Origin of the sequence: Sphingopyxis sp. USTB-05 (genome assembly GCF_023822045.1) — a bacterium.
Classification (GTDB): domain Bacteria; phylum Pseudomonadota; class Alphaproteobacteria; order Sphingomonadales; family Sphingomonadaceae; genus Sphingopyxis.
In genome coordinates, this window is sequence record NZ_CP084712.1 from 1241888 (window position 1) to 1264106 (window position 22219).

The window sequence follows — 22219 nt, forward strand, 5'->3', positions numbered from 1 at the left end:
GGAGCGTGCGGCGATGAAAAAGCAATTGAGCATGACGACGGCCATGGCGGCCGCGTTGACGGGCCTGTCCGGCTGTTCGTCGACCAACGACTGGGACGACGGCTATGCCTATGCCGACCGCGATACCGCGGTTTGTGTCGACCAGAATGGCCAGCGTGTCGATGACGATCAGTGCGACGACCGCCGCTATCGCAGCTATGGCGGCAGCTTTGTCCGCTATTATTATATCGGGCGGGGATCGGCGATTCCCTTTTACGGCGATACGATCGACGACGCGCGGTACAAGGGCTCTTTTGCGCCCCAGGCTGGCGCGACCTATTATCCGAGCCCGGCCGACACGCGCATGACCCGGTCGCAGGCGGTTTCGCGGGGCGGATTGGGATCGAGTTCGCGATCGTTCGGAAGCGGAAGGTCCTGACCCACAGTGGATCGGCATGCGATTGCGCCGCGCCACGGATGGCCCGCCATTGTCGAATCCCAGGGCCTGCTCTGGCATAGCGAGGACGGCCAGTCCTATTGGGACGAGAGCGGTTATTACAGCTTTCCGCTGGAGGAGATCGAGCGGATCGAGGACGCGGCCGAAGAACTTTATCGGCTGTTCCTTGCGGCGGGCGAAAAGATTGCGGGCGACCCCGATCTGCTCAACCTGTTCGGTATCCCCGCCTATTGCCATCGCGCGATCCGGGACGCGTGGCGAAACGAACCTCCGGCGCTGAACTATGGCCGGTTCGACCTCGGCTATCATGGCAAGGGTGAGCCCAAGCTTTTCGAGTTCAACTGCGATACGCCGACTTCGATGCTGGAGGCCGCGGTCATCCAGTGGGAATGGAAGGAAGATCGTTTCCCCGAACTCGACCAGTTCAACAGCCTGCACGAAAAGCTGATCGACCGCTGGGCCGCGATCGGCGGCCGTCTGTCCGGCAAACGCGTCTGGTTCACGCACACGGCCGATATCGCGCATGAAGACACGATCACCACCACCTATATGCGCGACCTTGCCGCGCAGGCCGGGCTGGAAACGCATGCCGTGGTGATCGACGATATCGGTGTCGATGCGCAGGGGCGCGTGGTCGATCGCGAGGATCGGCTGATCAGCGCCATCTTCAAGCTTTATCCCTGGGAGTGGATCGTCAACGAGGCCTATGGCCCCGACATCGTTCGCCACCTGCCCGACACGGTATGGATCGAACCGATCTGGAAGATGATCTGGAGCAACAAGGCAATCCTGCAGATATTATGGACGATGTTTCCGGGGCACCCCAATCTGCTGGCGGCGTCGGTCCGGCGCGAGGATATCGGGCCGGACTTCGTCGCCAAGCCGTTTCTGGCGCGCGAAGGTTCGAACATCGAGGTCGTCGCGCGCGGAGCAACGCTGGCAAAGACCATGGGCGCATATAGCGATGGCGCGACGCTGTATCAGGAACTTTACCCGCTCCGCGATTTCGGCCGCGGTTATCCGGTGCTTGGCTGCTGGATCGTCGACGGCCAGGCCGCGGGCATGGGGATCAGGGAGGACGGGTTGATCACCGGTAATCGCGCGCGGTTCATCCCGCACGTCATCAGGGGGTAGGGACATGATCAAGCTTCACGCTGCGACCGATACGTTGAAGGAACTGGCCGTCATATATTCGGCGATGCTGTTGATCAGCGCAGCGTTATATGCGGGGTTGGAAGGGCGAACCTTTATAGACAGCCTGTATTGGGCGGGTACGACCGCGACGTCCACCGGCTATGGCGACGTCATTCCCCAGACGGTCGGCGGACGGGCGCTCGCCTTTGGATTGATGCACCTGTCGATCTTTGGGGTCGCTCCGTTGATCGTCGTCCGGTTGATCGACCGCATGAACCAGGATCGCGACGCATTCACCCATGAGGAGCAGGAGCAGATCCTTGTCGGGTTGAAGCGGATCGAAGACGCGCTGGCCCGCGCCGGAATTGCCGTGCAGGGCGCGGAAGGGGTCGATGCCGCATCGGGGCAAGGCGAACGATAGGGCAGTCGCTTTGTCCGTGACCATTTTCCTGTTAGGCTTTGGCCCTGGATCGCAGGGTAGCGGAGGAACGTCATGGGAGCGGATGAGGCAATGATGGCGCGGCGGATGCTGCTTGCGGGCATCGCCGGAATCGCGGCGCTCGGGCAGGCGCCCTGGGCCTTGGCGAAGCTGCCGAAAAGCGGGGTAAAGGGGCTGATCGCGGGCGCGTCCGACGGTGCGCTCGACAAGCTTGCGCAGCCTGGCGCCTTTTATCGCGATACTGCGGTGCGCATCCTGCTGCCTGGGGCGAGCGGCAAGTTGGCCTCTAAGCTGTTCGGCATGGGCGACAAGCTGGGGCTCACGACCAATTTGACCAAAAGCCTGAACGACGCCGGCGGCAAGGCGGCGGGCGAGGCGAAGCCCGTGTTTCGCGCCGCGATCGACAATCTGCGCTGGACCGATGCGCCCGCGCTTGTGACGAAGAATGACGGCGCGACGCGCTATCTGCAGACGAGTGCCGGCGATGTGCTGTTCACCAAAGTGTCGCCGCTGATTGGATCGGCGCTCGAGAATGTCGGCGCCTATCGCCAACTCGATCAGCTTTCGAATGGCAATCAGCTGTTCGCCTCCGCCGGGCTGACGCGCGACGGGCTGACACGATCGGTGACCGAGCAGGCGCTGAAGGGCATCTTCCATTATATGGCGGGCGAGGAGGCGGCGCTCCGCCGGAACCCGGCGGCGCTGCTCAAGGGTGTTTTCTAAGGCGAGGGCGAGCAGAGGCTTCCACCTCCTTATCGTCACCGCGGACTTGATCCACGGTCCCGATTGAGATCGAAGCGCGCCGGTATCTTCAAAAAGCGGGATCCCGGGTCAGGCCCGGGATGACGAAAGTGGGCGAGTTAACGTGCGCTCTTTATCTTCGTGCCGTCGGTCCCCATCGCTTTGCCGCGCTGCCGTTGACACTGTGCACCCCAAATCCTATATCGCCGTCACACCCCATCGTCCGAGATAGAGCCTGACTTTGCGCGGCAGGCTGTACGGATAGGTCGGCGGGGATTTCGAGATGCGTCAATAAGCTGCGGTAAACCGGCAACGGTTGCTTGCGGCCTTTTTGCGTCTCTATCGCGTTCGCGACTTAATTTATCAAGGCGAGACAATCACTTATGGCGACCAAGGCGAAGTCGGTGGGCAAGGCCCTCGAAGCAACCGCAAGCAAGCGGATCCGTAAGCTGTTCGGCAATATCCACGAAGCGGTGGAGATGCCCAACCTGATCGAGGTGCAGCGCGAATCCTACGAACAATTCCTGCGGTCCGACCCCTCGGTCGGCTATGTTTCGGGCCTCGAAAAGACGCTGCGCAGCGTTTTTCCGATCCGCGATTTCGCCGGCACCGCCGAACTCGACTTCGTTCACTACGAACTTGAAGCGCCCAAATATGACGTCGAGGAATGCCGTCAGCGCGGCATCACCTATGCGGCGCCGATGAAGGTCACGCTGCGCCTGATCGTCTTTGAAGTCGACAGCGAAACCGACACCCGTTCGGTCCTCGATATCAAGGAGCAGGACGTTTACATGGGCGACATGCCGCTCATGACCGATAACGGCACCTTCTTCGTCAATGGTACCGAGCGCGTTATCGTGTCGCAGATGCACCGTTCGCCGGGTGTGCTCTTCGACCATGACCGCGGCAAGACCCACTCGTCGGGCAAGTTCCTGTTCGCCGCCCGCGTCATTCCGTACCGCGGTTCGTGGCTCGACTTCGAATTCGACGCCAAGGACATCGTCAACGTCCGTATCGACCGCAAGCGCAAGCTGCCGGTCACCAGCCTGCTGTACGCGCTGGGCATGTCGGGTGAGGAAATCCTCAACACCTTCTACGACCGCCTTGTCTTTGAGCGCGCGGAAAACGGCTGGAAAGTACCGTTCGTCGTTGAAAACTGGCGCGGCGCGAAGCCCGCGTTCGATGTCGTCGACGCCAAGACGGGCGAAGTCGTCTTCGCCGCCGGCCACAAGATCAGCCCGCGCCTTGCCAACAAGGCGGCGAAGGACGGTCTCGACACGCTGCTGATCCCGACCGAGGAAATCTTCGGCCGTTACTCGGCCTATGACCTGATCAACGAAGCGACCGGCGAGATCTACATCGAGGCCGGCGACGAAGTGAGCGCCGACAATCTGGAAAAGATCGACGGTGCCGGTCTCGACAAGCTCGTCCTGCTCGACATCGACCACAACAACACGGGCCCCTGGATCCGCAACACGCTGAAGGCCGACAAGGCCGAAGACCGCGACCAGGCGCTTTCGGATATCTATCGCGTCATGCGCCCCGGCGAACCGCCGACGCGTGAAACCGCGGAAGCACTGTTCGGCGGCCTGTTCTTCGATCCCGAGCGTTACGACCTGTCGGCCGTCGGCCGCGTCAAGCTCAACATGCGCCTTGGCCTCGATGCCGAGGACACGGTCACCACGCTGCGCAGCGAGGACATCCTCGCCGTCGTCAAGGAACTGGTGAACCTGAAGGACGGCAAGGGCGAAATCGACGATATCGACAACCTCGGTAACCGTCGTGTCCGTTCGGTCGGCGAACTGCTGGAAAACCAGTATCGCGTCGGCCTGCTCCGCATGGAGCGCGCCGTGAAGGAGCGCATGAGCTCGGTCGACGTGTCGACCGTGATGCCGAACGACCTGATCAACGCGAAGCCGGCCGTCGCCGCGGTTCGCGAATTCTTCGGCTCGTCGCAGCTCTCGCAGTTCATGGACCAGACCAACCCGCTGTCGGAAGTGACGCATAAGCGCCGCGTTTCGGCGCTCGGGCCGGGCGGTCTGACGCGCGAACGCGCGGGCTTCGAAGTCCGCGACGTTCACCCGACGCACTATGGCCGTATCTGCCCGATCGAAACGCCGGAAGGCCCGAACATCGGTCTGATCAACAGCCTCGCGACCTTCGCGCGCGTCAATAAGTACGGCTTCATCGAGACGCCGTACCGCCGCATCATCGACGGCAAGGTGACCAATGAGGTCGTCTATCTGTCGGCGATGGAAGAGCAGAAGCACACGGTTGCGCAGGCGAACGCCGATCTGAACGACGATGGCAGCTTTATCGACGAGCTGATCTCGGCACGCGAAGCGGGCGAATTCCTGATGGCCCCGCGCGATCAGATCACGCTGATGGACGTGTCGCCGAAGCAGCTCGTTTCGGTCGCGGCATCGCTGATTCCCTTCCTGGAAAACGATGACGCCAACCGCGCGCTCATGGGTTCGAACATGCAGCGTCAGGCTGTGCCGCTGATCCGGGCCGAGGCTCCGGTCGTCGGCACCGGCATGGAAGAAACCGTTGCGCGCGATTCGGGCGCAGCCATCGCGGCGCGCCGCGGCGGCGTGATCGACCAGGTCGATGCGACGCGTATCGTTATCCGTGCGACCGATATGGTCGAACCCGGCAAGTCGGGCGTCGATATCTATCGCCTCCAGAAGTTCCAGCGTTCGAACCAGAACACCTGCATCAACCAGCGTCCGCTGGTGAAGGTGGGCGAGATCGTCCGCGCTGGCGACATCATCGCCGACGGTCCGTCGACCGAACTCGGCGAACTGGCTCTCGGCAAGAATGTGCTCGTCGCGTTCATGCCGTGGAACGGCTATAACTATGAGGATAGTATCCTCATCAGCGAACGCATCGTGAAGGACGACGTCTTCACCTCGATCCACATCGAGGAATTCGAAGTCACCGCACGCGACACGCGCCTTGGGCCCGAAGACATCACGCGCGACATCCCGAACGTCGGCGAGGAAGCGCTTCGCAACCTCGACGAAGCGGGCATTGTCTATATCGGTGCCGAAGTCGGCCCGGGCGACATTCTGGCCGGCAAGATCACCCCCAAGGGTGAATCGCCGATGACGCCGGAAGAAAAGCTGCTGCGCGCGATCTTCGGTGAAAAGGCCAGCGACGTGCGCGACACCTCGCTCCGCCTGCCGCCGGGTGTGTCGGGCACGGTCGTCGAAGTCCGCGTCTTTAACCGTCACGGTATCGACAAGGACGAACGCGCGATCGCGATCGAACGCGAAGAGATCGAACGTCTGAAGCAGGACGCCGACGACGAACGCGCGATCCTTAATCGTGCGACCTTCTCCAGCCTCAAGGAACTGCTCATCGGTCAGGCGACCAGCGCAGTGCCGAAGGGCCTGAAGAAGGGCGACGTCGTCACCGAAGAGATGCTCGTCGAACTCGACCGCGCCGACTGGTGGAAGCTGGCCGTTGTCGAAGACAATGCCCAGGCCGCCCTGGAAGCGATCAAGGCGCAGTATGACGAAGCGATCAAGCGGATCAGCGCGAAATATGAAGATCGCGTCGAAAAGCTGCAGCGCGGCGACGAACTGGCACCGGGCGTGCTCAAGATGGTCAAGGTCTTCGTTGCCGTGAAGCGCAAGCTTCAGTCGGGCGACAAGATGGCCGGCCGTCACGGCAACAAGGGCATCATCAGCCGTATCCTGCCGATCGAGGACATGCCGTTCCTCGAAGACGGGACGCATGTCGATTTCGTGCTGAACCCGCTGGGCGTGCCGTCGCGCATGAACGTCGGGCAGATTCTCGAAACGCACCTCGGTTGGGCATCGCGCGGTTTCGGCCGTCAGATCACCGCGGCGCTCGAGGATTGGCGCGTGGCGAATCCCGACCCCGAAGCGGGAGCCCCGCCCGAGGCGGTTCGCGAAGCGCTGCTTCAGGCCTATGGCGATGAATATGCCGACGAAATCAAGGCGCGCAGCGCGGATGAAGTCGTCGAACTCGCCGGAAATCTGTCGGTGGGCGTGCCTTTCGCGACCCCGGTGTTCGACGGCGCGCGCGAAGGCGACGTGTCGGCGATGCTGGAACGCGCCGGTCTCGACCGCTCGGGTCAGGTCGATCTTTACGACGGCCGCACCGGCGACCGTTTCGACCGCAAGGTGACGGTGGGATATATGTATATCCTGAAGCTGCATCACTTGGTCGACGACAAGATCCACGCGCGTTCGATCGGGCCGTACTCGCTTGTTACCCAGCAGCCGCTGGGCGGTAAGGCGCAGTTCGGTGGCCAGCGCTTCGGTGAAATGGAGGTCTGGGCACTCCAGGCCTACGGCGCTGCGTACACGCTGCAGGAAATGCTGACGGTGAAGTCCGATGACGTGATCGGCCGCACCAAGGTTTACGAAGCGATCGTCAAGGGCGACGACACCTTCGAGGCCGGCATTCCCGAAAGCTTTAACGTGCTCGTCAAGGAAATGCGCTCGCTGGGCCTCAACGTCGAACTTTCTTCCTATGCGGAAGAAGACCCCGACGAAGGTCCGGAAGCCCTTCCGGAAGCCGCCGAATAATGATTTTCCTCACCCCCTTCGCCCGCGGCGAGGGGGGAAGAGTGGAGCTTAGAATATGAACCAGCTTACCAACTTCATGAATCCGGTCGCGAAGCCCGAAACCTTCGACATGATCAAGATCGGCATCGCGAGCCCGGAACGTATCCGCTCGTGGTCGTTCGGCGAGATCAAGAAGCCGGAAACCATCAACTACCGCACGTTCAAGCCCGAGCGTGACGGCCTGTTCTGCGCGCGCATCTTTGGCCCGATCAAGGATTATGAATGCCTTTGCGGCAAATATAAGCGCATGAAATACAAGGGCATTGTCTGCGAAAAATGCGGTGTCGAAGTCACGGTGACCAAGGTCCGCCGCGAGCGCATGGGCCACATCGAGCTGGCCGCGCCCGTCGCGCACATCTGGTTCCTGAAGTCGCTGCCGTCGCGCATCGGCCTGCTGCTCGACATGCAGCTCAAGCAGCTTGAGCGCGTCCTCTATTTCGAAGCCTATATCGTTCTTGAGCCCGGCCTGACCCCGCTCGAGAAGTTCCAGCTTCTGACCGAAGACGAACTGCTCGATGCGCAGGACGAATATGGCGAAGACGCTTTCTCGGCCGGCATCGGCGCCGAGGCGATCCGCGTGCTCCTCGAAAATCTCGATCTGGAGCAGGAACGCATCGATCTGATGGAAGATCTGGCGACGACCAAGTCGGAGCTGAAGCCCAAGAAGATCATCAAGCGCCTTAAGGTTGTGGAATCGTTCATCGAATCGGGCAACCGTCCCGAATGGATGATCCTTGAAGTCGTGCCGGTCATTCCGCCCGAACTGCGCCCGCTGGTGCCGCTCGACGGTGGCCGCTTTGCGACGTCGGATTTGAACGATCTGTATCGCCGCGTGATCAACCGTAACAATCGTCTCAAGAGGCTGATGGAACTGCGCGCGCCGGACATCATCGTCCGCAACGAAAAGCGCATGCTTCAGGAAGCCGTCGACGCATTGTTCGACAACGGCCGTCGCGGCCGTACGATCACGGGCGCCAACAAGCGTCCCCTGAAGTCGCTCTCCGACATGCTGAAGGGCAAGCAGGGCCGCTTCCGTCAGAACCTGCTCGGCAAGCGCGTCGACTATTCGGGCCGTTCGGTCATCGTGACCGGTCCGGAACTCAAGCTGCATCAGTGCGGCCTGCCGAAGAAGATGGCGCTCGAACTGTTCAAGCCGTTCATCTACGCGCGCCTCGACGCCAAGGGTCTGTCGATGACCCTGAAGCAGGCGAAGAAGTGGGTCGAAAAGGAACGCAAGGAAGTCTGGGACATCCTCGACGAAGTCATTCGCGAGCACCCGGTCCTGCTGAACCGCGCTCCGACGCTTCACCGTCTTGGCATCCAGGCGTTCGAACCCGTGCTGATCGAAGGCAAGGCAATCCAGCTTCACCCGCTGGTCTGCGCCGCGTTCAACGCCGACTTCGACGGTGACCAGATGGCCGTTCACGTTCCCCTGAGCCTCGAAGCCCAGCTGGAAGCGCGCGTGCTGATGATGTCGACCAACAACATCCTCAGCCCCGCGAACGGCAAGCCGATCATCGTTCCGTCGCAGGACATGGTTCTCGGTCTCTATTATCTCTCGATGGAGCGCGAAGGCGAGCCGGGCGAGGGCATGTTGCTCGCCGACATGGCCGAAGTGCATCAGGCGCTGTTCACCGGCGCGGTCACGCTGCACACCAAGGTGGTGAGCCGCGTCCCGCAGACCGACGAGCAGGGCAATGAGTATCTCAAGCGTTTTGAGACCACTCCGGGCCGCATGCTGATCGGCGAATGCCTGCCGAAGTCGCACACCGTGCCCTTCGACGTCGTCAACCGCCTTCTCACCAAGAAGGAAATCGGCGACGTGATCGATCAGGTCTATCGTCACACCGGCCAGAAAGAGACCGTGCTGTTCGCCGACGCCATCATGGCGCTGGGCTTCCGCAACGCGTTCAAGGCCGGCATTTCCTTCGGCAAGGATGACATGATCATCCCCGAGTCAAAGGAAGGCATGGTCAACGAAACTCGCGCCCTGGTTAAGGATTTCGAGCAGCAGTATCAGGACGGCCTGATCACGCAGCAGGAAAAGTACAACAAGGCGATCGACGCCTGGTCGCAGTGCGGCGACAAGGTCGCGAACGCGATGATGGACGAAATCCGTGCCGAGCCGAAGGATCCGAAAACAGGCCGTCTGGCCCCGATCAACTCCATCTATATGATGGCGCACTCGGGTGCTCGTGGTTCGCAGGCGCAGATGAAGCAGCTTGCCGGCATGCGCGGCCTGATGGCCAAGCCGTCGGGCGAGATCATCGAAACGCCGATCATCTCGAACTTCAAGGAAGGCCTGACCGTTCTCGAGTATTTCAACTCGACGCACGGTGCGCGTAAGGGTCTGGCCGATACGGCGCTCAAGACGGCAAACTCGGGTTACCTGACCCGCCGTCTGGTCGACGTGTCGCAGGACTGCGTCGTGATCGAGGAAGATTGCGGCACCGAACGCGGTATGGAAATGCGCGCGATCGTGCAGGGCGGTTCGACGATCGCTTCGCTCGGCGAGCGTATCCTTGGCCGTACGACGCTCGAAGATGTGGCCGACAAGGACGGTAACATCATCGCGCCCGTCGGCACGCTGCTTGACGAAGCGACGACGCAGCGGATCGAGGATGCCGAGGTTCAGTCGGTCAAGATCCGTTCGCCGCTGGTCTGCGAAGCGACGCTGGGCGTTTGCGGCAAATGCTATGGCCGTGACCTTGCGCGCGGTACGCCGGTCAACATCGGTGAAGCTGTCGGCGTTATCGCCGCACAGTCGATCGGTGAGCCCGGCACGCAGCTGACGATGCGTACGTTCCACATCGGTGGCGCGGCGCAGGTCAACGAACAGTCGAACGCCGAAGCGATTTCGGACGGTACGATCGAATATCGCGACATGGCGACGATCGTCGACCAGCGTGGCCGCCGTCTGGCGCTGTCGCGTTCGGGCGAAATCGCGATCATCGACAGCGAAGGCCGCGAACGCGCGACGCACAAGCTGCCCTATGGTGCGCAGATCATGCACAAGGACGGCGAGAAGGTGAAGAAGGGCGACCGGATTGCCGAATGGGATCCGTTCACCATGCCGCTGATCACCGAAAAGCAGGGCGTCGTGAAGTATCAGGATTTGGAAGACACCAAGACCCTGATCGAACAGGTCGACGAAGCGACGGGTATCGCCCAGCGCGTCGTGATCGAATATCGCTCGGCAGGCCGCGCCAAGAAGGAAGACCTTCAGCCGCGCCTGACCTTGCTCGACGATCAGTCGGGTGAAGCGGCACGCTATCTGCTCGCGGTCGGCACGATGCTGTCGGTCGAGGACGGTCAGGAAGTGCAGGCGGGCGACGTTCTCGCACGTGTCAGCCGCGAAGCGTCGAAGACGCGCGACATCACCGGCGGTCTGCCGCGTGTTGCAGAGCTGTTCGAAGCGCGTATCCCGAAGGACAATGCGGTGATCGCCAAGATCAGCGGCCGCATCGAATTCGTGAAGGACTATAAGGCGAAGCGCAAGATCGCGATCGTTCCGGAAGAAGGCGATCCGATCGAGTATCTCATTCCCAAGTCGAAGGTCCTCGAAGTGCAGGAAGGCGACCAGGTCAAGCGCGGTGACGCGCTGATTTCGGGCTCGCCGAACCCGCACGACATCCTCGACGTCATGGGCGTGGAAGCGCTGGCCGAATATCTGGTCGCGGAAATCCAGGAAGTCTATCGACTGCAGGGCGTGAAGATCAACGACAAGCACATCGAGGTGATCGTTCGCCAGATGCTGCAGAAGGTCGAGATCACGGCTGGCGGCGACACCACGTTGCTGCCGGGCGAGCAACTCGATTATCTGGAGATGATGGAGTATAACGCCAAGCTGCCGAAGAACGGCGTCCCCGCGGAAGGCCGTCCGGTCCTCCTCGGCATCACCAAGGCGTCGCTGCAGACCCGCAGCTTCGTTTCGGCGGCATCGTTCCAGGAGACGACCCGCGTCCTTACCGAGGCTTCGGTGCAGGGCAAGATCGACTCGCTGCAGGGCCTCAAGGAAAATGTCATCGTCGGCCGCCTTATCCCGGCGGGTACCGGCGCTGCCATGAACCGTGTCCGCGTCACCGCGTCGAGCAAGGATGCCGCCCTGCGCGCCTCCATGCGCGCCGCGAACCAGGAGCATCTGATCGCTCCGAAGACCGCTGCCGAAGAGCATGCCGCCGAACTGGCGCAGGGCCCCGAAGCGGCGATCGGCGACGATCCGCTGGGCGCCGTCGAAGGCGAAACCCACGGCAGCGATGCCGATGCCGGCGATTACCTGATCAAGGACGAAGAGGCGTAAGCCCTTCTTCCGAATTCGGGTAAAGCCTGAACAGATAAGCCCCGCCGGAGCGATCCGGCGGGGCTTTTTCTTTGGCGACAAGCTGATAGCCTGTTTGCTTCAACGGGAGGGAGACGGGCGATGCGAGTCTATTTGTTCGGCGCGGCGCTGCTGGCCGGCGTGCTGCCGGCCGGGGCGCAGGACAACAGCAATATCCAAGGCGAGGTGGTCGTGACGGGGCAGCGCGCCTCGGCCGACTATCTGTCCGACGAGCAGACCGTGGTCGGGTTGCGCCGCCCCGCCGATAGCGCGATCCAGCCGGTGAAATTCACCTCGGATTCGCGCGACGAAGCGGTCCGCAAGCGCGAGATTCACGCGATGATCGAAGCTGCAATCCGCCGCGCCGATGCTGCGGGGGTCGAACTGGTCACCGGTGAGTTCGAGCTGACAAAGGTGACCGCCGCCAATTATCGGGACCTCGTTTTTTCGGGCGGCGGCCGCCCCGACACCAGCGAGATATCGGTGTTCGTGAAGGCGAAGCTTGCGGGGTCGGTCGGTAGCGCGCAGTCGCGGATCGACAATTTCATCAAGGCGGTGCCTGCCGAGGGACGGGCGTTGATGGAACGGCGCGGCGGCATCACGCTGACAATCATCAACCCCGACCAATATCGTCCCGAAATCATCAAGCTGGTAGCTGCGGAAGCGCTCAAGACCGCGGGGGCGTTTGGAGCCGACTATGGTGTCGAGGTCGCGGGGCTGAACGAACAGCTTATCTGGGCTCAGGCGAGCGCGACCGAGGTATTCCTCTATATCCCCTATCGTTTCTCGGTGCGGCCCAAATAGAAAAGGGCCCACCGGTCCGGCCGGTGAGCCCTTGGTCCTGGGAATGTGCGGGCCGGTGCGACTGCGCTTCGAAAGCGGCCGGCCCTTAGCTGTCCTTAAGGCGCGAGGATCGCGACGGCCAAGTACAGCAGCAGAGGCAGGCCGAAGCCCAGAAGCGTCAGGGCGACAAAGCCGACGCGCGTCCACAAGACGTCGATGCCGAACTGGTCCGACATTCCGGCGCACACGCCGAAGATCATCCCGTCGCGACGATTCTTGCGAAAACCCTGTTTCATTTCTTTCCTTTCCATCCCGGCGATCAGGCCGGCGTTATTGGTTGGCCGTGGGGGCTGGTCAGGCGACCAGCCCACCGAAATGTGCAGCATTCGGGCCAACAGCGGCGAGGAACATCATCGAGCAGTAAAGCGATGCAACGGCGGCAACTGCGTAGCTCTTGAACGAGTCGATATTGAAATGGGCCATGATTTTATCCTTCCTTGAACCTTCCATCCGGGCCATCCGGTGGATGCCGACACTATTGCAGGGACCGTGCCAATTTCATTCATCGGCAGTTAACCGCGGTTTTTTGGATTGCGACAGATTGTTTCGTCGCGAAAAATGCGCTAAGATGGGGAAAATCACCGATAGTCGGAAAATATTCAATGGAACCCATGTTGGTGTTGGGCTGGAATCGCGCGAGGGGCTGGGGTAGGCGGACAGGCAGATGACGCTGACCCGCCTTTCGCTGACCGATTTTCGCAATCATGCCGGCGCGGACATCGCGGCGGCTGCGGGGCTCGTCGCGCTGCACGGCGACAATGGCGCGGGCAAAACCAATATATTGGAGGCGATCTCGCTGCTCGCGCCCGGGCGTGGGCTGCGCCGTGCGGCCTTGTCGGATATGGTGCGCGACGGAGCGAGCGGCGGCTTTGCGGTTTTCGCCGAAGTTCAGGCCGGTGCCGACCTGGCGCCGGTGGCGCTGGGAACGGGGATCGAGGCCGCGCAGCCCGGCCGACGGATCGTGCGCATCAACGGCGCGACCGCAGCAGCGACCGCGCTCGGCGACTGGCTGGCGGTACTGTGGCTGACCCCCGCGATGGACCGACTATTTGTCGAGACTGCGGGCAACCGGCGGCGCTTCCTCGATCGCCTTGTGCTCGCGCTCGACCCGCGGCACGCGCAGCACAGCAATCGTTATGATGCGGCGCTGCGCGCACGCGGGAAACTGCTCGCCGACCTTGGTAGCGCCGATCAGCAATGGCTGACGAGCCTGGAGGCCCAGCTTGCCGAGCATGGCGCGGCGATGGATAGGGCTCGTCAGCATATGTTGGCCGGGCTGGCGGCGGAACTGGCGGAGCAGCCCGATGCGCCGTTCGCTCGGCCATTGTTGACGCTGGTCGACAGCGACGGGGCGGTGCGCGAGGGCCCGCACGACGTCGAGGCGCTGAAGGCGCTGTTCGCATCGCGGCGACGGATCGACGCCGCGGCGGGACGCGCGACCGCGGGGCCGCACCGCGACGATCTGTCGGCTGTCCATGCGGTGACGGGCCGCGCGGCGGCGCGATGTTCGACCGGTGAGCAGAAAGCCATGCTGCTCTCGCTCGTCCTCGCGCACAGCGACTGCGTCGCGCGGTTGCGCGGACAGCGTCCGGTGCTGCTTCTCGACGAAGTGGCGGCGCACCTGGACCCGCTGCGGCGCGGGGCGCTTTATGAGCGGCTGGCGGGGCAGGGCGGGCAGGCCTGGCTGACGGGAACCGAGGCGGCGCTGTTCGACGACATGCCGGGGCCGGTCACGCGGTTCCGGATTGCGGGCGGGCGCATCGCTGCGGGCTGATACCCGGGCCGTTCAGGCTTCGGTCGCGGCGGGCGGCCGTGACGCCGCGAGCGAGCTGCCGACCGACGACACGATGATGCAGCAGATGGCGAGCCATTGAAGCGGCGTCAAAAGCTCGTCGAGGATGACATAACCGACGAGCGCTCCGACTGCGGGTGAGGCGCCAAGCAGCATGCCGAACACATGCGCGGGCAGCCGGCGCATCGCTTCCATCTCCAACGAATAGGGGATGGAGCTCGACAAGAGGGCGATACCCGCACCGATCAGCAGGAAGCCCGGAGAGAATAGCGCGGCGCCCGTCGTGGCAAGCCCGATCGGCAAGCTCAGCATCGCCGCGACGAGCATGCCCCACGGCGCGGCGTTGCTGCCCAGCGTGCCGGAAACGCGCTTTCCGAAGATGATGTAAAAGGCCCAGCAGGCAGCGGCGCCAAAGGCGAAGGCGATCCCGACGGGATCCAGCCCGTCATTGTGGCGAAACGGCAGGAGCAGGACGAGCCCCAGAACGGCCAGCGCGAGCCACAGAAAGTCCTGCGGACGGCGCGACGCGAGAAGCACGACCGCGAGCGGCCCCATCACCTCGATCCCGGTGGCGATCCCGATCGGAATCCGGGCCAGCGCCTGATAATAGGACAGGTTCATGATGCCCAGCATCGACCCATAGACGATCAGTGCGGGGATGGCGTCGCGCGCGATCGGTTTGCGCCAGGGGCGATACAGCAGGAGGAGCATCGCCGCCGCGAGGCTGATGCGAAGCGATGTCACGCCATAGGCGCCGATCAGGGGGAATAGTTGCTTGGCGAAGCCGGCCCCGACATTCATCGAAATCTGGGACAGGAGGGCCGCAGCAACGCCGGTCACGGCGGCTTGTTGGGTCGAGGTCGATCGCATATCCATCATGGCGACGATGAATAATCTCGTTTAGGCGGGGCGTGCGCGCAATATCGGGCGCCCAATTGCAACAATGGCTCGGAGAGATAGCGGTGGCCGGATCATCCACTCGTGCGGGTCGGGGAATCGATGATTTCGATCGTGCGATTCTTCGCATCATCCAGCACGACAACAAGACACCGCAGCGCCGGATCGCCGAGGCCGTGAATCTGTCCGCTGCCGCGGTGCAGCGCCGGATCGCGGCGATGGAAGCGGCGGGCGTGATTGAGCGCAATGTGGCGGTGGTTTCGCCCGATGCGCTTTCGCTGGCAATCACCGCGATCGTCGAAGTGCATTTGCGCGACGAGCGCGCCGCGACCGTCGACAAGGCCAAAGCGCTATTCGCGGGCGAGCCGGGCGTGCAGCAGGTCTATTATGCCACCGGCGGCGTGAGCTTCGTTCTGGTCATCATCTGCCGCGACATGCGCGAATATGAAGCGCTGACCCGCCGGATATTCTCCGAAAGCGACCTGGTCGGCAATTTCCGGACGCTGGTCGCGCTCGACCGGGTAAAGGCGGGGAGTACGCTCGCGATACCGTTTACGTGAACTGAGGTTCGCCAGTATCAAATACCGCACCGACGCACACCAACGCGGCGAAACCTAACTGGAGCTTGGCGCAAGAGAAAAGGGGCGAGCCTTCGCCCGCCCCCAATCTTGTTCGGTTCGACTTCGATCAGAAGGCGAGCTTGGCCGAAACGGTGTAAGCCCTGCCGATCACGTCATAAGTGGTCGGCATGGTGTTCCCGTTGTTGAACGCGGTGCCTGCGACGCCGGCACCGACCAGCGGCGGCTTTTTGTCGAACAGGTTTTCAACGAGGAAGCCCAGTTCGAAATCGTCGTTGACGTCGAAACGCACCGACAGATCGAAATAGTCATAGGCATCGATCTGGCGGAAGGCGGGCAGGATGCCATTCTGGCAAATACCCGCCGCGTTGCGGGTGGTGCAGAACGGGTTCGGCCCGCCCGGTGCCGGGGTGTTGAGCGGAGTACCTGCAGGACGTACCCGCTCAAGCTGGACCGAACTGACATGGTTCCACATCAGCGACACATCGATCGGGCCGTCGCTATAGCCGATGCGGCTGTTCCATTTCCACTCGGGACGTGGGTTGGTGCAACTCGTGCTGTAATAGCCCGCGCATTCACGATTCACCGATTTCGGCGTCGCCTGAATCCGATAATAATCGAGCCAAGTGGCGTTGAACCCAAACCGCAACTTGCCATTGCCCGACCCGAACACCTCGTCGAGCGGCAGGGTATAGTTCATGCCCAGGTCGACCCCTGCGGTTGCCAGTTTACCGAAGTTGGAGCTCGCCAGGATCACGCCAAGAGTTTCGCCCGCTCCGTTGAGGCTGCCAGTTAGCGGGTTGCGCGAGATACGTGCACAGAATTCGTTAGGAGTCTGTGCCGGGTTAAGCGCCGTCGAGTAGCAACCGTTCAGAACGTCGTTCTGCGACGGTGCGCTTATCAGATCGTCGATCTTGATATTGAAATAATCAAGCGTGACCGAGAAGCGCGGCACAAATGTCGGCTGGAACACCAGGCCGAGCGTATAGGTTTTGGCGCGTTCGACGTCGAGGTTGGCGTTGCCTGAGGTAGTGGTGTTGATCTGGCCCGAAGACGGCTGAGAAATGCCGCCATAGGTCCCCGCCGGAGCGCCGGTCGCTTCGCAGAGATTCCGTGGAGCAGTCGGTGCCGCGCCCGCGCACGGATCGGTGGTGAGATTGCTCAGTTCCTGTACCGGCGACAAGAACAATTCCTTGGTGTTGGGCGAGCGCACCGCGACCTGATACATGCCGCGGAACTTGATGCCGTCGATCGGCTCGATCGTACCGCCGGCCTTCCAGGTGGTGCTGGTGCCGGTGGTCGAATAATCCGAATGGCGGAGACCCGCTTCGATCGTCGCCTTGTGAATGAAGCTGTCTTCGATCAGCGGAATGATGATTTCACCGAAGATTTCCTTCACATCATATTGGCCGATGTCGGGCGGCGTTCGTGCGCCGGTGCCGAGCACTTCGCCCTGGATACGCGATGGCGCGTCGGGGTTCACGGTGGCCTTGAGCTTGCGATATTCGGCGCCGATCGAAAAGGCGATTGGCGACGATGCGAGCGGGCTGGTCAACCCGAACAAGTCGCCCGAAATGCTGGCGGTGACGACGCCCTGCTGAAGCAAACGGCTGATCTGCGAGTCGAGATCGATAAAGGCGATCTGGTCGGCGGTGATCGAACCTTCTGGACCGAACAGATTCAGCGGAACGCATCCGTTCGCCGTGTTCGAGCAAATGAGGCCCCCAGGAGCGGCGCCGTTGCTGTCATAGGCCAGCAATGCCTGCTGGACCTTGCTCGACGAACCCCAGTTGATACGCTGCTGGTTCTGGGTGGTTTCGCCATATTGTGCCGAAACATCGAACTTGATGCTGTCGGTGATGTTGCCGCGAAGCCCGGTCTGCACCTGGAACATATTCGATTCGATCGGATTGGCGCGTGGGCCGTATCGGCAAGACGACGCGACGGAATTACAGGGACGGTCCGTGCCGTGCCGGTCGTCACAGCAGCGGCGGTGTCGCAGTCCGCAACCGGGATGCCGTTGGCAGCACACATCTGAGTGCGTGCGCCGGCGGGCAGATAGGGGTTGTTGAGCGGCAGGTCAAAGGTGTTGCCGAACGTGCCCGAAGCGGCAAGCGCCAGCGTCGCCTTGCTCCGCGAGAACATGGCGGATGAATAGATTTCAATCGTGTCGGCGATTTCATACCGACCCGCAGCATAAACGTTGAACCGTTCCAGCGGCGTCATGAAATAGGTGCCGAGGTTGGTGTTGAACAGGTCGTTCTGGGTCGCAGCGCGGAACGAGCCCGTCGTAGGGTTGATCACCGCACCAAGGCCCGCCGTAGGCAGGCCGTCAGGGTTGGTAGGCGATCGAAGCTTCGACTGGAAGATCGCGGGGACAGCGCCGGTCGAACCATTATAGAGGCCGTTCACCGAGCTGATCGGGACTTTGGCGATCTTGCGGCTCGTGCGAGGAGCGGGTTGCGGTTGCTGTAGCCCAGGCCAAGCACCACATTGCCGCGGCCGTCTTCTAAATTGCCGCCGATCAACAGGTCCGCGCGATACTGGGTGGCATCACCGCGTTCCGAAATGCGATAGTTGGCGCTGAGATCGACGCCCGAGAAATTGCGGCGCGTCACAAAGTTAACGACACCGGCCACGGCGTCGGCGCCATACACGGTTGAGGCGCCGCCGGTCACGACGTCAACGCGTTCGATCAGGCCGACCGGGATGGTGTTGAGATCGGTAAAACCGTCAAGGCCGAAAGGCACGATGCGGCGGCCGTCAAGCAGCACCAGCGTGCGCTGTGCCGAACTGGTCGCCGGGGTATTCAGGCCGCGCAAATCGACGGTCGACGAACCGTCGCCGCCATTGTTCACGCCCGGCCCAAGTGCAGGCCGGACCGCCGGCAGATCGCGCAGCAGGTCTTCGGCAGCGTTCGGCTGACGTGCGGTGATTTCTTCGGCGCCCACCACCGTAACCGGGCTGGTGATTTCAAGGTCTGGGCGCGCAATGCGCGTGCCGGTGACGACGATGTCGGATTGCGTCGTTGCGGCCTCTTCCGCCGCATCCTGCGCAAAGGCAGGCGCCGAGGCGAGAGCGATCCCCAGCACCAGCGGTGCCGTGCTCAGAGTTAATTTCGAACGTTGAATTTGCTTCACTAAGAAGTCCCCTTTTTTTATTTGCCGGGCGCAATTTGGGAGGCGGACAAACGCCCGCACAAAAATCGCCCAAAGGGTAAGACGCACGTCGCGCGCGGCCATTCACATGTTTGAAATAGAAAATGTCTTTTCTAATGCGACGCGAGCGCGGCCAGGGTCTGCTTGCGACACGTTTGCCGGCCTCGCCCAAAGCTGTGCTGCAAACGTCCTCTTAACCCAAAGCACATTTGCGGCGCGGCGGCAGCGCTTTGGGCGCCATCGCTTGAGATTCGGCTAAGCTAGAACTTGTTCGCTTTTGGCGAGGGCATCGAGCAGAGCGCCGCGTCGGGCGGCTCGACTAATCGTCGCCGCACGCCGCGAGGAGATTTTCGATAGAGAGCCCGTCGAGGGCGTGGCGTCGGCGTCAGAGAATCTCGTGCACCCGGTCCTGCGGACGGCAAAGCCTTACGCCTTTGTCGGTTTCGACGATCGGGCGTTCGACATAGGCGGGGTTAGTGGCCATCGCGGCGACGATTTCGTCCTCGCTCGCATTCTTGAGGCCGCGTTCTTCGGCGTCCGTGCCGCGCAGGCGGAGCGCGTCGCGCGCCGTGATGCCGGCATCCGCGAAGAGCTGGCGCAGCTTGTCGGCGCTGTACGGATTCTTGAGATATTCGATAATGGTCAGTTCGACGCCGGGGGTTTCCTGAAGGATCGCCAGCGTCTTGCGCGAAGTGCCGCAAGCGGGGTTATGCCAGATGGTCGCGTTCATGATCCCGCCCTAACGAGAGCTTACAGCAGCGTAAACCCGCTATTCATGGCATATATGGCACATCTTCCCGCATGAAGGGGAACCACCAGCTTGCCTTTCGCGGCCCGAATACGACATGCAGGATCGTAGGGACCGTCAAAGGGCGGCCGATGCGGGGTTGTTGCTCAAGTGAATGAATTGATCGATCGAAGGGCGTTGCTGGCCGGGATCGCTGGAGCGGGGGCGCTGGCCGCTACCTCTGCGCGTGCCCAATTGCCCAACTGGATTCAGCAGCCGGTGGCGCCTTTGCCGCCGCCGGTCGATTATGTCGCCGTCGCAAAGAAGCAGTTGGCGATGCAGGGGCGCAATATTCCGCAATCGGATCGCGTCGGCGTCGTCGATTTCGGCCTGCCGTCATCGCGGCCGCGCTTTGCGTTGGTCGACATGGTCGCGGGCAAGGTCGAGATGTTCCCGGTGACGCACGGTCGCGGCTCGGACCCGCAGCACGATGGCTGGCTCAAGAATTTCTCGAACCGCATGGGCAGCCTTGCGACCTCGCGCGGCGCTTATCGCACGAGCGACTATTATTGGGGTGCCAATGGATCGTCGATGCGGCTGGCCGGGCTGGAACCCGACAATTATACCGCCGACCAGCGCGCGATTGTCGTCCATGGTGCCTGGTATGCCGATCCGGCGCTGATCGCGACGCAAGGCAAGCTTGGGCGCAGCGAAGGCTGTTTCGTGTTCGGCGAAGAGCTGTTGCCGATGATCCTCTACAAGCTTGGGCCAGGACGGCTGCTGTTCGCCGACCGGCTGAGCGAGCCGCCGCCGATGCCGAAGCCGTTCGAACTGCCGCCGGCCGATCCGCTGCCGGGCATGGAGAATTTGCGCCGCGCGAGCTCGGTCAACGGGCCGTTGCCGAAGACGGCGGACTAAGCGGCAAAAGACGGGTTGGGGTGGGGAGCGGATGTTCCGTCACCCACCTTCCGTCATCCCGGGCTTGACCCGGGATCCCGCTTTTTTGACGCACCCACTGGCTTCGACCTCAAGCTGGACCCCGGATCAAGTCCGGGGTGACGTCGAAAGATCGGGCGGCTCCCGGTCGAAACCGGATATCATTCAATAAATCCCGCTTGTCCCCGGCGTCGTCGCGCGCGCGGTCGTGACCGTTGGCACGACCTCGGGCGGCTTGGGCGCGATGATCGTGGCGGTCGGGCGGCCGGCCTGGGCGAAGCTCGCGACCACGGGCGCGTCGCGGCCATAGATGTCGGCGAGTTTCTTCACGCCGCCTTTGCCGTCGGGGATGACGGTCCAATATGCGACATAGACGGGGAAGGGGTTGTCGAAGCCGAAGCGCGTCGTCTTGCCGCTCGCGATCGCCTCGCCGAATTCCTCGGGGCTCTTGCCCGCAAACATCACCGCCATCAGGCCCGAGAAGTGCAGCGCGCGCTCGGTGCGGATGCAGCCGTGGCTGAACGCGCGCGCGGCGGCGGCGAAGGCGCCCTTCGAAGGCGTGTCGTGAAGATAGATGGCATGTGGATTGAGCATCTCCATCTTCATCACCCCCAGCGCATTGTTCGCGCCGGGCTGCTGGACGACCGACAGCGTCTTGCCGCTGCCCGTCCAGGTATAACCCTGTGCACGCGCCGAGCCGGGATTGCGCGCGATCGTCGCGCCGATGCCTTCGTTGATGATGCTGCGCGGCAGCGTCCAGGTCGGGTTGACGATGATGCCGGTCGCCATCGGATTGAGCTGCGGCGTCGGGGTCGCCGACTTGCCGACCACGGCCTTGTGCGTCGCGATGATCGTGCCGCCGTGGACGACGCGGGTCAGATATTCGGGGACGTTGCTGACGACATAGCGTTCGCCGAGCGCGCGCGGCATCCAGCGCCAGCGCTCCATGTTGACGCGGATCGCATTGGCTTCCGCGGTTGTCTTTGCCTTTTTAAGCGACGTCTTGAGCACCGCGAAATCGGGATGCACGGGGTCGAGCGTCGCGAGCGTCTCTTTCACCGTCCCAGCACCGAGCGCCGCGGTCAGCAGCGAGAGCAGGGGCTCGCTGTCGCCGTCGCTGTCGACCATGAACCACTGCTTGCGCGCCGCATTGGGCGTGCGTCCGTCGCGCAGATGCGTCGCAAGCAGCAGGAAGCTGTCGGTCGCGGTCTTGTCGAGCTTTCCCTGATCGTTGCCGAGGATCGCGGCGGCAAGACCGTCGGGGTTGTAATCTTTCGCGAACAGGCCTTCGTCGCCGACCTTCTCGATAAAGCTGAGGAGCGCGGTCGCATTTTCCTCCGACCAGTTGGGCATCTCGATCTGGACCGCGACGACGGGGGCGTCATCCTTGACCTTGTCGGGCTGGAGGATCACCGAATCCTCCTTGACCTCCTGCGCGAGAACAGGAGCCGCGAGCAGGCTCAGCGGGAGGAGAAGCGTCGCGGTGTGACGCACGGAAAAGGGAGCGTTTTTGGCCATAGTCAAAGGCCATAGCCAAAAACGGCGAACAGTTAAAGTGAGCTGCGGCACAGCCCGTCTCATCTGCAACCTCGTCACCGGCATGACGAAAACAGGAAGCG

At 62.4% G+C, this 22219-nt stretch carries 17 protein-coding genes; 10 read left to right on the forward strand and 7 right to left on the reverse strand.

Features of this window, described 5'->3' with window-relative positions:
* Positions 1-13 precede the first annotated feature (13 nt).
* The 7 genes from KEC45_RS05435 (at position 14) to KEC45_RS05465 (ending at position 12473) form a co-directional block, all read left to right on the forward strand.
* Positions 14-418: a hypothetical protein gene (locus tag KEC45_RS05435; RefSeq protein ID WP_252171611.1), complete on the forward strand. Its 405-nt coding sequence runs from the start codon at positions 14-16 to the stop codon at positions 416-418.
* A 6-nt stretch (positions 419-424) separates the two neighbouring features.
* Positions 425-1570: a glutathionylspermidine synthase family protein gene (locus KEC45_RS05440; RefSeq protein WP_252171612.1), complete on the forward strand. Its 1146-nt coding sequence runs from the start codon at positions 425-427 to the stop codon at positions 1568-1570.
* A 4-nt stretch (positions 1571-1574) separates the two neighbouring features.
* Positions 1575-1991: a potassium channel family protein gene (locus KEC45_RS05445; protein WP_062182110.1), complete on the forward strand. Its 417-nt coding sequence runs from the start codon at positions 1575-1577 to the stop codon at positions 1989-1991.
* Between the two features lie 72 nt (positions 1992-2063).
* Positions 2064-2732: a DUF4197 domain-containing protein gene (locus KEC45_RS05450; protein WP_252171613.1), complete on the forward strand. Its 669-nt coding sequence runs from the start codon at positions 2064-2066 to the stop codon at positions 2730-2732.
* Between the two features lie 401 nt (positions 2733-3133).
* Positions 3134-7312, forward strand: a complete 4179-nt coding sequence (rpoB, locus tag KEC45_RS05455) for a DNA-directed RNA polymerase subunit beta (RefSeq protein WP_252171614.1) — start codon at positions 3134-3136, stop codon at positions 7310-7312.
* A gap of 55 nt (positions 7313-7367) precedes the next feature.
* Complete coding sequence (rpoC, locus tag KEC45_RS05460; protein ID WP_062182100.1) at positions 7368-11651, forward strand: DNA-directed RNA polymerase subunit beta'; 4284 nt, start codon at positions 7368-7370, stop codon at positions 11649-11651.
* A gap of 120 nt (positions 11652-11771) precedes the next feature.
* Entirely contained in the window at positions 11772-12473 is a 702-nt protein-coding gene (locus KEC45_RS05465) for a TonB-dependent receptor (RefSeq protein WP_252171615.1), read from the forward strand.
* A 95-nt stretch (positions 12474-12568) separates the two neighbouring features.
* Here KEC45_RS05465 and KEC45_RS05470 read toward each other — a convergent pair whose 3' ends face one another.
* Positions 12569-12838 (reverse strand): PspC domain-containing protein, encoded by a 270-nt coding sequence (locus KEC45_RS05470; protein WP_252171616.1) that lies wholly within the window; start codon positions 12836-12838, stop codon positions 12569-12571.
* On the reverse strand, positions 12807-12935 hold the full coding sequence (locus tag KEC45_RS21855) for a hypothetical protein (protein ID WP_274520253.1): 129 nt from the start codon (positions 12933-12935) through the stop codon (positions 12807-12809). The genes KEC45_RS05470 and KEC45_RS21855 overlap by 32 nt, the downstream gene beginning before the upstream one ends.
* A 241-nt stretch (positions 12936-13176) precedes the next feature.
* Here KEC45_RS21855 and recF point away from each other — a divergent pair, with 241 nt between their 5' ends.
* On the forward strand, positions 13177-14286 hold the full coding sequence (recF, locus tag KEC45_RS05475) for a DNA replication/repair protein RecF (protein ID WP_252171617.1): 1110 nt from the start codon (positions 13177-13179) through the stop codon (positions 14284-14286).
* Between the two features lie 12 nt (positions 14287-14298).
* Here recF and KEC45_RS05480 read toward each other — a convergent pair whose 3' ends face one another.
* The gene (locus tag KEC45_RS05480) at positions 14299-15183 is read right to left on the reverse strand and encodes a DMT family transporter (RefSeq protein ID WP_252171618.1); all 885 of its coding nucleotides are present in this window, start codon (positions 15181-15183) and stop codon (positions 14299-14301) included.
* An 83-nt stretch (positions 15184-15266) separates the two neighbouring features.
* Here KEC45_RS05480 and KEC45_RS05485 point away from each other — a divergent pair, with 83 nt between their 5' ends.
* On the forward strand, positions 15267-15761 hold the full coding sequence (locus KEC45_RS05485; RefSeq protein WP_252171619.1) for an Lrp/AsnC family transcriptional regulator: 495 nt from the start codon (positions 15267-15269) through the stop codon (positions 15759-15761).
* Between the two features lie 127 nt (positions 15762-15888).
* Here KEC45_RS05485 and KEC45_RS05490 read toward each other — a convergent pair whose 3' ends face one another.
* From KEC45_RS05490 to arsC, 3 genes are all read right to left on the reverse strand, one after another.
* Positions 15889-17673 (reverse strand): TonB-dependent receptor, encoded by a 1785-nt coding sequence (locus KEC45_RS05490; RefSeq protein ID WP_252171620.1) that lies wholly within the window; start codon positions 17671-17673, stop codon positions 15889-15891.
* Between the two features lie 514 nt (positions 17674-18187).
* Complete coding sequence (locus KEC45_RS05495) at positions 18188-19021, reverse strand: TonB-dependent siderophore receptor (RefSeq protein WP_252171621.1); 834 nt, start codon at positions 19019-19021, stop codon at positions 18188-18190.
* A gap of 301 nt (positions 19022-19322) precedes the next feature.
* Positions 19323-19667 carry an arsenate reductase (glutaredoxin) gene (arsC, locus tag KEC45_RS05500; protein WP_252171622.1) on the reverse strand — a complete coding sequence of 115 codons (345 nt, stop codon included), beginning with the start codon at positions 19665-19667 and terminating at the stop codon, positions 19323-19325.
* A gap of 168 nt (positions 19668-19835) precedes the next feature.
* Here arsC and KEC45_RS05505 point away from each other — a divergent pair, with 168 nt between their 5' ends.
* Positions 19836-20582 carry a murein L,D-transpeptidase catalytic domain family protein gene (locus tag KEC45_RS05505; RefSeq protein WP_062182085.1) on the forward strand — a complete coding sequence of 249 codons (747 nt, stop codon included), beginning with the start codon at positions 19836-19838 and terminating at the stop codon, positions 20580-20582.
* 183 nt (positions 20583-20765) lie between these two features.
* Here the strand turns inward: KEC45_RS05505 and KEC45_RS05510 are convergent, their stop codons facing one another.
* Positions 20766-22118 (reverse strand): L,D-transpeptidase family protein, encoded by a 1353-nt coding sequence (locus KEC45_RS05510; RefSeq protein ID WP_252171623.1) that lies wholly within the window; start codon positions 22116-22118, stop codon positions 20766-20768.
* Positions 22119-22219 lie beyond the last annotated feature (101 nt).